This window comes from Enterococcus sp. AZ040 (assembly GCF_050499185.1).
GTDB classification, from domain to species: Bacteria; Bacillota; Bacilli; order Lactobacillales; family Enterococcaceae; genus Enterococcus_D; species Enterococcus_D entomosocium.
On sequence record NZ_JBMHEW010000001.1, the window covers coordinates 3,270,432 to 3,284,317 of the forward strand.

At 34.8% G+C, this 13,886-nt stretch carries 13 protein-coding genes; 4 read left to right on the forward strand and 9 right to left on the reverse strand.

All coding sequences use genetic code 11. The features are described from left to right. Positions 1 to 246 precede the first annotated feature (246 nt). Entirely contained in the window at positions 247 to 945 is a 699-nt protein-coding gene (locus IGK63_RS15085; protein ID WP_016612559.1) for a B3/B4 domain-containing protein, read from the reverse strand. Between the two features lie 198 nt (positions 946 to 1,143). After that, positions 1,144 to 1,596 carry a MarR family winged helix-turn-helix transcriptional regulator gene (locus IGK63_RS15090; RefSeq protein ID WP_016612560.1) on the reverse strand — a complete coding sequence of 151 codons (453 nt, stop codon included), beginning with the start codon at positions 1,594 to 1,596 and terminating at the stop codon, positions 1,144 to 1,146. A gap of 301 nt (positions 1,597 to 1,897) precedes the next feature. Here IGK63_RS15090 and IGK63_RS15095 point away from each other — a divergent pair, with 301 nt between their 5' ends. Then, positions 1,898 to 3,193 carry an ISL3-like element ISEfa11 family transposase gene (locus IGK63_RS15095; RefSeq protein WP_086332755.1) on the forward strand — a complete coding sequence of 432 codons (1,296 nt, stop codon included), beginning with the start codon at positions 1,898 to 1,900 and terminating at the stop codon, positions 3,191 to 3,193. A 1,192-nt stretch (positions 3,194 to 4,385) separates the two neighbouring features. Here IGK63_RS15095 and IGK63_RS15100 read toward each other — a convergent pair. The 4 genes from IGK63_RS15100 to IGK63_RS15115 form a co-directional block, all read right to left on the reverse strand. After that, on the reverse strand, positions 4,386 to 5,033 hold the full coding sequence (locus IGK63_RS15100) for a hypothetical protein (RefSeq protein ID WP_086332757.1): 648 nt from the start codon (positions 5,031 to 5,033) through the stop codon (positions 4,386 to 4,388). Positions 5,034 to 5,203: 170 nt separating this feature from the next. After that, complete coding sequence (locus tag IGK63_RS15105; protein WP_086332758.1) at positions 5,204 to 5,398, reverse strand: hypothetical protein; 195 nt, start codon at positions 5,396 to 5,398, stop codon at positions 5,204 to 5,206. A 23-nt stretch (positions 5,399 to 5,421) separates the two neighbouring features. After that, on the reverse strand, positions 5,422 to 5,937 hold the full coding sequence (locus IGK63_RS15110) for a helix-turn-helix domain-containing protein (RefSeq protein ID WP_218568917.1): 516 nt from the start codon (positions 5,935 to 5,937) through the stop codon (positions 5,422 to 5,424). A 16-nt stretch (positions 5,938 to 5,953) separates the two neighbouring features. After that, positions 5,954 to 6,406, reverse strand: coding sequence for a DUF5626 family protein (locus IGK63_RS15115; protein WP_086372435.1), 453 nt, complete (start codon positions 6,404 to 6,406; stop codon positions 5,954 to 5,956). A 191-nt stretch (positions 6,407 to 6,597) separates the two neighbouring features. Between IGK63_RS15115 and IGK63_RS15120 the strand changes: the two genes are divergently transcribed. The 3 genes from IGK63_RS15120 (at position 6,598) to IGK63_RS15130 (ending at position 8,700) form a co-directional block, all read left to right on the forward strand. Beyond that, positions 6,598 to 7,548, forward strand: coding sequence for a hypothetical protein (locus tag IGK63_RS15120; RefSeq protein WP_086332761.1), 951 nt, complete (start codon positions 6,598 to 6,600; stop codon positions 7,546 to 7,548). A gap of 239 nt (positions 7,549 to 7,787) precedes the next feature. After that, on the forward strand, positions 7,788 to 8,261 hold the full coding sequence (locus IGK63_RS15125) for a hypothetical protein (protein WP_086298851.1): 474 nt from the start codon (positions 7,788 to 7,790) through the stop codon (positions 8,259 to 8,261). A gap of 13 nt (positions 8,262 to 8,274) precedes the next feature. Then, the gene (locus IGK63_RS15130; RefSeq protein WP_086372436.1) at positions 8,275 to 8,700 is read left to right on the forward strand and encodes a hypothetical protein; all 426 of its coding nucleotides are present in this window, start codon (positions 8,275 to 8,277) and stop codon (positions 8,698 to 8,700) included. A 403-nt stretch (positions 8,701 to 9,103) separates the two neighbouring features. Here IGK63_RS15130 and IGK63_RS15135 read toward each other — a convergent pair whose 3' ends face one another. The 3 genes from IGK63_RS15135 to IGK63_RS15145 form a co-directional block, all read right to left on the reverse strand. Beyond that, the gene (locus tag IGK63_RS15135) at positions 9,104 to 11,359 is read right to left on the reverse strand and encodes an ATP-binding cassette domain-containing protein (protein WP_429972534.1); all 2,256 of its coding nucleotides are present in this window, start codon (positions 11,357 to 11,359) and stop codon (positions 9,104 to 9,106) included. Next, positions 11,352 to 11,783 (reverse strand): MarR family winged helix-turn-helix transcriptional regulator, encoded by a 432-nt coding sequence (locus tag IGK63_RS15140; RefSeq protein WP_016612169.1) that lies wholly within the window; start codon positions 11,781 to 11,783, stop codon positions 11,352 to 11,354. The genes IGK63_RS15135 and IGK63_RS15140 overlap by 8 nt, the downstream gene beginning before the upstream one ends. 386 nt (positions 11,784 to 12,169) lie before the next feature. Continuing rightward, the gene (locus IGK63_RS15145; RefSeq protein ID WP_429972535.1) at positions 12,170 to 13,378 is read right to left on the reverse strand and encodes an AI-2E family transporter; all 1,209 of its coding nucleotides are present in this window, start codon (positions 13,376 to 13,378) and stop codon (positions 12,170 to 12,172) included. Positions 13,379 to 13,886: the final 508 nt, after the last annotated feature.

The following is a 13,886-nucleotide window of genomic DNA, read 5'->3' on the forward strand; positions in this document are numbered from 1 at the left end:
CTCCTAAAACAAAAAAGAAGTCAGACAAACTAACCATAAAAGCCTAAGGTTAGTTTTTCTGACTTCAATAAGATTTATTCCGGCGAACAAATCTAATGTCATTATTTAAATTCCACCTAATTATTGCACATCCAAATATTTGGGTCAAGATTTTCACGATGACCGATCAATCAAAATGAGAGAATGGTATGCAAAATCGAGAAAAAGTACGTGTACATCCTAATCCTAGAGACAAGAAGCTCACCCCTACAAAATGATTTCAGGACTTTCTTTACTTAGCACATAATCATTACCTGTTACGTTAAAATATTCTTGAATCAACAGACTTAACTCTTTGATTGCTTCATTCGCCCGAGCCCGTTGCGTTTCATTGATCGACTCAATGAATAAAACAGCATTGGTGGTCTCTTCTGTTAGCATCGTACGTTGAGCTTCCCGCCAATTTAAGCATCGACAGATTGCACCTTTCTCATCATAGTAAATGACTTCCTTTTCCAAGGCTGGGGAATCAGTATCTGCACCTAAGGGAAAGAAAGATTCGCCACCTTTTGCAACGCCTAAATGAAGGTCGCCAACGATTGTATCGAGGTCTTCTCCGCCTAAAGGGACACCATATTTCAAGGAAATACTATTATAAATATCTACTAAAGGATTGATGGGAGAAAATTCTCTGTCTTGATTCACCCGTTTCAACAGTGCTTCGATGGAAGCGCGTACCCCTTTTTTCGTTTTAAATTGCTGAAAAGCACTTCGCCATTCTTGGATCACTTGGTTTTCACTGAAGGTGTCGGTCGTTAAGTAGCGCTTCGCTTGTTCTTTACTACTTTTTAGCAAGTCAGTAAAAAACGTTTCGTGTGCAGCATCGGCAACATTGTTTATATTTTTTACAACAAGGCAGTTGATTTGTGCTTCTGGAAATAGTGCCCAAAATTCTTGATCGATCATTATTTTCTTCACTTTCTCTACACTCCTGTTTAGTTTATTTGAACAAATTCATGTCCTTTATTTTTCAGGATCTCTGTTTTTTCAGCAGCCAGCCGAGCTATATCCTTTTTAACAAAATATCAGCTACCTGTGCTTCCTACCCTAGGTAGCATGAATGTACATTCAATCAGATCCCATCTCCCCAGCGGCGTTATTCGTTTAATAGTCTCTTTTGATCCCATTCTTGACGTTGACCCAATCAACTTCTACCGAAGATTTTATTTTTTTCAGCATTTCCGCAAGATTTTTTCTTTCTAAAGCAGATAACTGTTGAATCGCTACTTTATTTGAATAGTTATTTTCTCTTATGATTAATTGAACCGCTTGTTTCCCTTTGGCGGTTGTGTATAAGTGTTTGATTTTTTTATTTTCTTTGTCTGACTCTTTTAGAATAAACCCATTTTCCTCTAACTTTTTTACCGCCCGGGACAAAGTCGTGCGATCAACTTTGATCCGGGCGGCTAATCGTTCAGGAATAATTCCTTCATTTTCAAATATACGAACTAAGTAAATGTATTGTCCTTTACTGAGTTGAACCTCTTTAAATTCAATATTAGCAATGGATTCCAACATTCTACTGATCGAACCTATCTCACGAAGTATATCCTCCACGAACTATCCCCTCCCTATCTAGCACTATAATAGCCCATTATTGTTGCATATGCAACAATAATGGGCTTGATTTACTTTATTGCTCACTCTTAGAAAATGGGTGCATGGAATAAGCTTGTTGTTTCTGTTCTCAAAAAAAGCAGGAGAATACAGAGAAAAAATTCTGGCTCTATAATTTATGGGACTGATGAATCAGAATTGATTCTTCAGCCCCATTTTCATTTTAGGTATTAAAAAACATATCGTTCTCTAGTATGATTAAATCACCACAAAATAAACAACTGAGAGGACGATATGCTATATGAATGATTCTATCAAAAAAATGTTGAGAATAACAGAGAAAGATTTGATGATTACAGAGATCTCTTACGAGACCCTTCAGAAGAAAAAGACGTTGGTCGTCGATGCTGTTCTCTCGCCTACTCCTCGTGCTTGTAGAAGTTGTGGTTCTACTGTGGTAGATGGAAACGGGAAAACAATTATAGTGAAAAATGGGAAGAAGGAAACGATTGTCCGTTTTGAACAATACAATCATATGCCTTTGGTTATGCGCCTAAAAAAGCAGCGCTATACCTGTAAAAACTGCCGAACCCATTGGACTGCTCAAAGTTATTTTGTCCAACCCAGACATTCAATCGCAAATCATGTTAGATATAAAATTGCTTCTTTACTGACTGAAAAAGTATCTTTATCTTTTATTGCGAAAAGCTGTCAGGTATCTTTGACCACCGTTATTCGTACATTGAAAGAGTTTAAAAGCTATTTACCAAAGCAATCTAAGAAGATTCTCCCCAGAGTATTGATGGTTGATGAATTTCGTTCGCATGCTTCCATAGAAGATAAAATGAGCTTTATTTGCGCAGATGGCGAAACAGGAAAATTAATAGATGTTTTGCCTACGCGTAAATTACCTCGATTAACAAGCTATTTCTTAGGTTGTACCAATCCAGAAGAAGTAGAATTCTTGGTGACAGACATGAACGCCGCCTACTTCCAGCTCACCAAACGTGTTCTGCCAAATGCGAAAGTAGTGATTGATCGGTTTCATATTGTCAAACACATGAATCAAGCGTTCAATGAGTTGCGTATCCGTGAAATGAATGAACTTCGTAAAGCCGGACAGAAAAGCCAGGCAGAAAAACTGAAAAAGAACTGGCGCTTTTTGCTAAAAAATCGTGCAAACATCAACCATTATGAATACAAAACATGGAAAAGTTTCCGAGCACCAAAATACCCATTTCTTACTGAAGCAATGATGATTGATCGATTGCTTGAGTTTTCTACGCCCCTGAAGGAGGCGTATCCCTTTTTTCATGAATTAGTTGAAGCCTTTCGAGACAAAGACCCTGACTTATTTTTCTCCTTATTGACAGAACTTCCCGAAACGTTAGATGACAGCTTTCGGGAGAAGCTTCAAAACCTTCTGACCTATGAAGAAGGCATCACCAACGCAATGATCTATCCTTATTCCAATGGAAAAATAGAAGCGAAGAATACCCACATAAAGACAATGAAACGAGTATCCTACAGATTTAAATCATTCGAGAACATGAGAATTAGAATCTTTTTGATCAGTCAATTAATCAAAGTGAGATAACAAAAAATCTGAGCCAGAATGAGGTTCATTCTGACCCAGATTTGATTTTGCACAACTCATCAGTCCTTATTGACAAATAGCCATTTTTTCCCTTTAGGCCTCCTTCCACGTAAGTAATCTATTCATTTGTTAGGAGAATAGTTTTTTAAACAAAAAATGAGAACACTTAATAATCCACGTTATTAAGTGTTTTATTTATACAAAAATTAATATATGTCTAAATTTTTTTTTTCGTTTAGCTTATTTCTTTGGTTTTTCCTTCTCAAGAATTATAAGTTATTTTTTAGCGAGGCATTACCTTACGCTCCGAATTGTTATTATAAAGATAATAAACTTTTAAAATGTCTTCGGCTTTCCTATAAATCAGTTTTATATTTATTAATAATATTTGCAGAACAAAAATACCCGATTACGAATGATCGGGCTCAGAGAGTTAGAACGAAGCTTCTAAATTTTAGGGCCGGATAAGTCTAACTGCTTTAAGCAAATTGTACAAGAATAAAGTGTTTTTCCTTCAGGTCAATTACTGAAGAATTTTGATGCGAAAATGAGAGAGAATCAACGTTTTTTCTTTTGATACTAATGAGTAGTCTGACTATTAAAACTGTAGAAAGTGTCCTCTTGTTTCACTCATATCTCATTCCATTTGATTACTGATTTTTAATGTTTCTGTCCCTTTATATTAATTGTCCTAATAATCATAAATCTAATTTTTAATTGAACAATGATTTAGTTACGAGTTTATGTACACAAGAATAGAGCAATAAATTTCAATTATGGCATTTAAAAAGAGTGTTCAGGAAATCGTCATTTTCTGAACACTCCATATAATGAAAACTGAAAAAATCACTCAATCATTTTTGAGTGATTTTAATGGTGACCACATTTTTATAGTTTTTTCTTAATTTAGAAATCCATATCGAGATTATGTTAATTTGGGGAAGAATTAACACGCGCACTAATTTTTTATCGTTTCTTAATCGTTTTATAAATGCCGTATGCACAATATAAAATAAACAAGACGGGGATAACGACTAATGGCGTTTTTAGTAATAAATAAGGATCTAAAACACCATTGATTGTACCTTGTTTAACCAAAAGATAGTTACAGTAACTGATCAATTGTAATTGAAATAATAAAATGAATCCGATAAATAAACTATAAATGTATTGTTTCTCCATCTTTTTCTCCTTATAGGTTTTTAAATGAGTAATCCCAATGACTAAAGGTTTTTACAGTAGCGGTTCTAGCTGTCTTTGTTTTGACTCCACTTATATACTCACGCTGTACTACTTTTGTAGATTTGTACACTGGTCTAAAAATTATTTGTTGTCTTTTACCTGCGGGGATATTTATAGAATAAGATACTCCGTAAGTCTTTGATTGCCCAATTGTAATTCCCAACGATGCTCCGATTTTATCGGCACCAATTGGATAACTACCTGAAATCGAAGACGAAACAGATCTACTAGAAGTATTTGAGTTAGTGGCTGACAATGTTGCTTTTCCCTTTCCAGATGGTCCATTTCTCCATGCGCCATAAGATGTACCAGCTGATGTTTTCGATTCAATTCTCCACATTCTATATTGAGCTACTCTAGTATTTACTTGTATGCCTTCCGAGTACAAGTTTGTATCATTATCAAGATTAATTTCAGGAACGTTTAAGTACTCTGCTCCTTCGTCCGAAAAAATTGGTGCATTTTCGTCAGGAAGAATAAGTTCATTAGTTTCTTCCATTGTTTCTGCTTTAGCATAAGTTACTGCACCACCAAAAGCTGTAAATACAGTGGTTGCAACTATTGCTGTTAACATAGTTGTTACGATAGATTTTTTCATTTTGATCCCTCTTTCATTTTTTATACACTAAGTATCCTTGAAATATGAAAAAAATGAAAGAAACGAGAAGTTTACATCATCGGTTTACTACTAAAGGTAAACGAAAAGTTTACTTTTAGTAGTTACTATTACACCTTCAGAATTAAAATTGTCTTCACCATAGAATGGTACTACTCATTTAATAGTTTATCTCTTTCTTGAACTAATCCCTTTTCTTTATCAATCAGTGTCAGAAATATTTTATCAGAATACAGTTCTTCCTGAATTTTACCCCTAAATAGCAGAAATTCTTCCGCATAGTTTAATTTTTGCTGATTGACGCTTCTTCTTTCATTACAAACAGTAAGTAAATTTCGTTTTTTCATTCTTACTCCTACTGATTTTGACGTTATTCAATCTGTTCGATCGAAACTGATCCCCACCCCATATAATTTGCTAAGTGTCCGTATCCAGCATATAAATTTAACGCCAGTGCTAAAATGCTGATAAGCCAAATTAATTTATAGTATGAATTACAGCGCTTATTTCTGACAAATACGAACATACACACAATAATGCCCACTGGAAATATGAACGATGCTAGCGCTGAAAGACCAATTAAAACCAGACTTTCATCTTTTCCCAGCGTATTTCGTAAAAGTTGGAGCTTCTGTTTCTTGCTGGCAATATCTTCATTATTATGTTCAATTTTTTTCTTCAACTTTTCATTCTCATCGAGTAGCTCTCCAATAGAAACTTCATAAAGTTGGCTCAGTAGAATTAAGTTGTCGTAGTCAGGGTAGCCTCGGTCATTTTCCCATTTTGAAATAGATTGTCTTGAAACATTAAGCTTTTCAGCTACAAACACTTGTGAGAATCCTTTGTTTTCCCGATGTGACTTAAGTTTTTCCCCGAGTTCCATCATTAAATACACCTACTTATTATTTTACAACCAGTTTACCATTTGAAATAGTCGTCGTCACGCTCGCATTAGAAGTCATTGTTCCAATCTTGTGTTTGAAGTTACAGATAGCTCTTGATGAATTGCTACTCAAAGAACTTGAAGTAATACTCCCTTGATAAGTGGTCATATTTAAATTAGTTGCAGCTGTAAATTGTTTGTTCGAGTTGACAGTCACATTGTACGATACTAACCAATTACCCGTGCTTTTTTTCGAGACTTTGTATGTCCCTTTACCTACCCTAGTACCGGATGAAATATTTTCAATCATTAGTTCAATAGTTTCTCCCGAGTCATCTATATACGATGACTCGCTTCTAATAGTTGTTGAATCAAGGTCAAATACTAACTCCTCATTTTCGTGCGCAAGTCCCGTTGCTGGAAAAAAAAGAATACCTACTCCTAATATAAATAACGTAAATATTTTTTTCATTTCGTTCTCCTATTCTAAATTTTTCTCTTAGTATACATTGTAATAATGGTATTTATAAGTATCGTTCTATTTACACTACGTAAACTTCAGGTTTACATCCCTTCGTAAACCTGAAATGTAAACAGATTAGTCCTTTAAAGTAAATAGATATGTGTCATTATGAAAATGTAAATGGAAAAGGAGTGTGAATGATGAGAAAGAGAATATTTAAAAATAAAAAAACACCATTATTATTTGCCATACTTTCAACAGTTGCATTATCCATAATTATTTTTTTAGTTTTGCCCGGCCTCTTATTAACTAATCCTAAGTCCGAAGAAACTCAAACTATTGTTTTCGAAAACACCATAAGTTATGGATTACGTGATAGTAATGGTCAGATAGTTGATGTAGGTACACAAATAAACCAAAGTGGCTCATCTTCATTTTCAGGGGATCTTGAAATTATCCAAGATATGGAGGGACAATACCTTTATTACTTAAACATATTAAAGGACTTGCATGAAATTCCCTATGAAGTTAATGGAGAAGAAGTTACTTCGGCAAACATATTTTCATTGACCAATAAACAGAAAATAAATATAGACCTTTCAATAGACAATATTTCTGAGGGAAACGAACTAATGATTTTACTTTTTAAATATCCGAAATCGAACGACTCGATGACCTTAGAAAGAAGTTTAGAATACTCAGTTATGGGACTAAGATTCAATTTGACTAACAACAGTACCTATCCTCAGTCCATTAAATTTCTTAATGATAATGATACGAACGATTACAACGCCAGAATTTCAATGGTAAATGTTCAATCTTCAAATGAAGCGATCCTCGAACTTGAAAAAAGATCTAATGACAGTGTGGAGCTTCTTTTGGGACAAACTAGTAATGAGAACAGCAGACACTCAATTCTTCCCTTTATAAATGGCTCTCTCATAGAAAAAAATGAACTGCCTCCAAACACCGTGTATGAAATCTCTGATAATAAATTGTATAGGATTCCGATTAAAATTCCCGTCACAAAAAAAGAAAACAGTATTTTTCAATTAGTTGATGTTCTGTCGCCATATCAAATGGACGATGGGATATATTCTATTACTGAAATTGATTTCTCAAATCCTGTACTCATAAAAAATAGTAAGTAGGTGGAAAAATATGAAAAAAACAGCAAATCTCGTAAATAACTTAATTTTCGCATATTTCGTATATTGTATATACGTCATAATCTCGCCAATAGTTGTTCCGTTTATTTTCCAGTTATTGTTAGCAAAAGAGGTTCCTCTGGATACAGTAAATCACAGTTTCTCTTTCGTGAAAGCAGTATTATTTATTGTTTTCATCTTGAAGGGTAACTTTGAAAATAAAAAGAAAGAAGGTCATCACAATGAAAAAAGCACTATATAAAATGGGGGTACTGGGTCTCTTACCACTTACAACACTACCAGGTTTTGCATACGCCTCTGAAGAAGGTGGAAATATTCAAGAAGATCCAATTTTAGAAGAAATAGTCATCTCGAATAGTGATTCTAGCTCCATGACAGATGGGGTTTCACGGTCTTCCATCAAATGTACTACGACTGCTACAATCCATTACACACTCGCTCCAATAAGTGCAGCGTCCTCTGCAACTGGAGAAGCGGCTAAAATGATGGACAGTATCTTTGTACGATCACGGCTCTACAATTCAAACGGTGTACTGAAAAATGATAAGTCTTCTACTAAAACAAAAACAGCGTATAATTCTGTTAAAACAAATCATGCCCCAGTAAGTGTGTCAAAAAACTATACCTATGCAAATTCAACATTTAAGAAATCAGGTTATTCAACGGTCACTCATGAAGTTAGAGCGAATCAGTAAAGGAGAATCAATAATGAAAAGAAAAATTATACTTTTTACATTCTTGCTAAGCATCTTAGGATTCAATGTCTCGACGACAGCCCTTGCAAGCGAACAAGGAAATCTACTTGAAGTTGTTGACTCAAACGAAGCAACAATGTCGAATGCACTCACACGCTCTTCTATTTCAGTAAAAGGAAATCTATCAAAATCTAATCTAGTTTTTGTGGCTACTTCAACTGCTAGTCAAACACAAGATTCTATCTGGTCGAAATGTGAGTCTTATACATCTGGAAAAAAACTCATAAACAGCGATCAGAATACAGTAAAAAATAGCAAATATGGAAGCGCACAAGCAACGTTTGGTATACTGCACACTAGCCCTAAATCTTTAGGGTATCATCAGTTTAAAAAATCAGGCTACAACACTGTAACATTAACAACAAAATATAATTGGTAAAATGAGAATGCTTTTAATTCAATCACTGAATTAAAAGCATTTTTTGTGAGTATGGAAAATAAGAAATTCTATTTTCAAACTATATCTGTATAGTTACTTACAATAAAAAATAACCATCACTATGAGCAAGGTATCAAATACTATTAAGTATCTGACCACATCCAAGGTTTGTCCAAATACTCATAAATCTAAATTTTCATTGAACAATGATTTAGTTACGAGTTTATGAACACAAAAATAGAGTGACACATATAAATTATTGTATCTAAAAAGAGTGTCCAGAAATTCGTCACTTTCTTAACACTCTTTGTCGAAAAATTAAGAAGATCAAAAGCTATTAAATTTCTGCCCATCACATAGCTGTTAAAAAAATCATGAACTGAAATTCTTATAAACACCTTTTTTAATTGTTGTTTTTTGTATATCTTTTCAGATGTTTTGCTGTGTATGAATCTTCTAACGTTAATAAGTCTATTGGGTACCCTTGAAACAATACTTTACCTCCAAAGTTCCCCCCGCCAGGTCCCATTTCGATAAGCCATTGAGCCTGACTAATTATTTTGAGATTGTGCTCTAGAACAATCAATGTATTTCCTTTTTGCAAAAGTTTATTTAACAATAATAACAACTTGTCAATATCCGCCTCATGAAGGCCGGTAGATGGTTCATCTAATATTAGACAGTTAGAAGTATCTTGAGCAATTATTTTTGCTATCTTTAAACGCTGAAGTTCTCCACCAGAAAATGTATCTAGCGACTGCCCCAACTTCATATACTCTAGATGAACATCCATGAGAATTTGCATCGTTCTGATCAATAAGCGATCATCAAACAAATCTACTGCTTTTCGAACTGATAATTGTAAAATATCGTAAATAGTGAAACCATGCCATAAAATAGATAAGGCTTCATCGTTATATCTTTTTCCTCGGCATTTCTCACAAACTTGCTCTGCATCCCCCATAAAAGCCAAATCCATTTTTATCACTCCTTTGCCTTTGCACAGAGGACATGCTCCTTTACCGTTATAGCTGAAAAGAGAGGCACTTTTACCAGAACATTGCGCGTAGATGCTCCGAATTTTATCAAAGACATTTAGATACGTGAGAACATTTGAGCGAATGTTGCCATTTATCTGACTCTGGTCTAATATACTTGCTTCAGGATATTTTTTTTTTAAAAGATAGCGAATGAGTGTGCTCTTCCCAGAACCAGCGACTCCGGTTACAACCGTTAATGCTTGTTTTGGCAACACCACAGAAGCGTTTACAACATTGTGCAAACTAACCTCATTTAATTCGTAATAGGAAGAAAATTGTTGTCTTTGGGTATTAACGTTCAACTGATCTGCCAACGCTCTTCCAGTGATGGTGTTCGACTTCAGTAGTTCATCATAGGTTCCTTCAAAGGTGATTTTTCCACCGCTATCCCCGGATCCTGGACCGATCTCAATGATATGGTCTGCAATTTGTATAATATCCGGATCATGGTCAACAAGAACAACAGTATTTCCTTTATCTTTTAACCCCCTAATTATCTTTGCTATTTTTTGAATATCTTCTGGATGGAGTCCAATACTAGGCTCATCAAAAATGTATAGAATATCACTAAGTGCACTGTTAAGATGTTTAACCATTTTTATTCTTTGAGATTCTCCACCAGATAATGTTGCTGTTGGACGGTTAAGAAACAAATAGCCTAGGCCAACCTCCTCCAAACTCTGTAGTTTCTTACTTAAATCTTTCAAAATCACCTGAACAGCAGAAGAATGAATCTCTTTAATAAATTTGTTTAGTTCAGGAATAGGCATCCTCACACAGTCTGCGATCGATTTTCCATTTATCTTTGCAGAGCGAACGAGTTTACTTACTCTAGTGCCTTGACAATTGGGACATTCTTTCACTTGCAGAATGTGATTTAATGGTGCACTATATTGCGTGCTTTCTTTTTCGATAAAATTTTTGGTAATTCTGGGAATGATCCCTTCATAACGTGCAGTTTTTGGCCATTTATTCGTAGGATTACTTGGAGTGCTGCCGAGATCATTTAGTAAACGGTCCAATTCTTCTGCTAGGTAATCTTTAATTTTTTTATTGTTATCGAAATTACCAGATTCTGTATACCTAGACAGGCGCCATCCTCCCGGTTGAAAAGTAGGAAATTGAATAGCTCCCTCTGATAAAGATTTGTCAAAATCGATTAACTTATCGACATCAATCTCTTTGACCTCACCTAATCCCTTACAAACTTCACACATGCCCTTGGGATTATTAAACGAATAATTCATAGAATATCCAATAAAAGGGGTTGCAACCCTCGAGAATAGCAGCCTTAAACTTGAATATATATCTGTTACAGTTCCAACTGTGGAACGTGCATTTCCTCCTAGTTTCTTCTGATTAATCACAATAGACACTGGTAGATTTTCTATTTTATCAACGATTGGTTGAGAATAGTGAGGTAGTAGCTGTTGGATATAACTCGAATAGGTCTCGTTTAGTAATCGTTGGGATTCAGCTGCTAAGGTATCAAATACCAAAGAAGATTTTCCCGAGCCTGAAACACCTGTTACGACAGTTACTTGATACTTAGAAAGTTTCAAAGAAAGATTTTTTAAATTGTTTGTTTTAGCTCCTTCGATAGAAATGAGATCATTCATCATACCTCAGCCTTTCCGTTTTAAGCGCTTCTAAATATTTCTTTGCTAGTTCAGCGAACTGCTCTTTTTCCTTCCGATTAAAAACTGCATTTGCGATTTCAGATAAGTGCGTATGTCCATTATCAATAGTTGTTAATAAATGACTTCCCTCTATTGTCAAAAAAGTGAGTAGTTCTCGACCATCTGCATCATTGGGTTTCTGTTGAATATAATTCATTAATTTTAGCTCTTTTAACGCCTTTGAAAGTTTTGTCCTACTAATTCCTAGCAAAACACTCATTTTTGACGGGCGCATCTCAGTTTCAGAATTTAGAATATTTAAAATATCATATTGAAGCCAACTAATTGTTTTAGGATTTAGTCTGGTTCTTTCCGCCACCAATTCACATTGTAAGTTTACTAATACCTCTTCTAAATTATTCATTGAAAACTTCCCCTCAAATTGATTTCTATTTGGAAACTATATCATTTGGGAAATCAGATGTCAAATAGGTAGTCTATCCATCTGGCGCTTATCATTGTTGTGCGTTGATTCCTGCTTAGTCAAGCAGCCTCTTTCGTAGAAAAACGACAAGTTATTGGAATGGCTAAAAAGGAGTCATGATCCAATGAATTTCTGACACTGGAAAACTTAATTATCGGAAATTCATCGGCCCAAACTAAAAATAGAGTACTCAGAAAATAGATATTTCCAAGCACTCTATGTATTAAAATTCTTTCTTTCACTATCAAAGCAAATGATTTAACTCAAACGATCAATTTGAGCAGGACATGCGTACTTGAATTCATTTGTTCAACAGGTTTCCCTCGTTAACCATGGCTGCTTTTCTTAGTGTATGATTCTAAACTAAATTCAGTTTCTTCATAAGGAACATCTTCCGCATATATGCGATTGTATCGCTGCTTAAATTTTCGAAACCCAAACACCACTAACACTTTCACGATTGCATAAAATGGTATACCGAAAATCAACCCAAACATGCCGAAAAGTTCACCCATTATCCATAGCACAAAAATAATTGTTACTGGATGGATCACCATATGTTTTCCCATGACCTGAGGTTCGATCAGCTCCCCATTTAATAATTGAACAACGATCCAGACAATGCACAACTGAATGAACATCGTAGGAGACGTCATGATTGCAATGATTGCACAAGGGAAAAAGGCGACAACCGGTCCGATATAAGGAACGATAGCTGTTGCGCCAACAAGAAATGCTAAGCTTCCAGAAAAAGGCATGTCGATAATTAAGAAGCCAATAAAAGTCAATGTTCCTATGATCACACAAACGACTAGTTGGCCCTTTAGATAGGCGCCCACCTGATTTTCCATTGTCCGAATGATTTCTTTGACTTCATGACGTAATCTAGGGGGGAAGATACCTAAAGAATACTCTACAAATTGACGGTCATTTTTCAATAAAAAGAACGTGATGATCGGCACTGTCAATAACAACAATAGGACATGGGTAATCGTTGAAAACACTTGTGAAGCACCGAAAATAATATTGCCCAGATATACGCCCACATTATTAGAAACTTGATTTATCCAATTCGCCAGAACCTCGAGTCCCTCATGATATGCTTGTTCATATCTAGTATTTTGTATAAAAGTTTCTATTACTCGTTCAGCTTCAATCAAATAATTTGGGAAGTTTTCGATCAATCGTTCAAATTGTTGGATAAGTAACGGCAGTGCGAGGGCAGTTGACAAGATGAAGGCAGCAGTAAGTGTGCATAATGTAATAATAATACTCAGTACTTTTGAAAGTCCTAGCCCTACCAAAAACTTTACAACTGGTTTAAGTACAAAATATAAAACGAGCGTCATAGTTAACGGAGGAAGAACCACCTGAAATACTTTAACTACTGGCTCAATCAAAAAGGTAAGATTTTTGAACAGCAATAGTGTTGCGCCACCTATAAACAGGACCGCTAAGATGTATAAGAGTGTAGCCCCACCCAACATTTGTATCACTTTATGTTTCTTTTTCATTTCTTCTCCCCGTTCTTTCATTATCTAAATCAATCTTCTTTTCTTGTAAAGATTAGCTCACCCCAAATGGACCTTTTCATTCACTAATCTCCCCCACTTGAGGATTCGATGCGATTTGAAATGAAGACAACTTTTATTTAATAATCTTACCATAATTAGTCATAAAAATACCTCTAAGCTATATCTCTAGCCTAGAGGTGTTTTTCAGATTGATTAATGAGCTATCTTCTCTATATTATTTGACAAACTCCCTTTATTATTTTAGTATTTTCAGAACTTTTTATAATCATTCACAATAAATAAATTTTAATTATCAATGAAAAATCAGCCTCCAAAAAAATTATACCGTTAGCTTAAATGAACATAATAAAAAGAGCCTAATCAAAAATGAAAAACAGGTGAAACATTAATGAATCAAGAACTTTAAAGTTTGCAATTCCTTAAATGAATTATTCTTATATTTAGCGACTCCTATTTTATCTAGACATAGATTTCATTGTAGGTTTCTATACACAATATCGAATAGTAT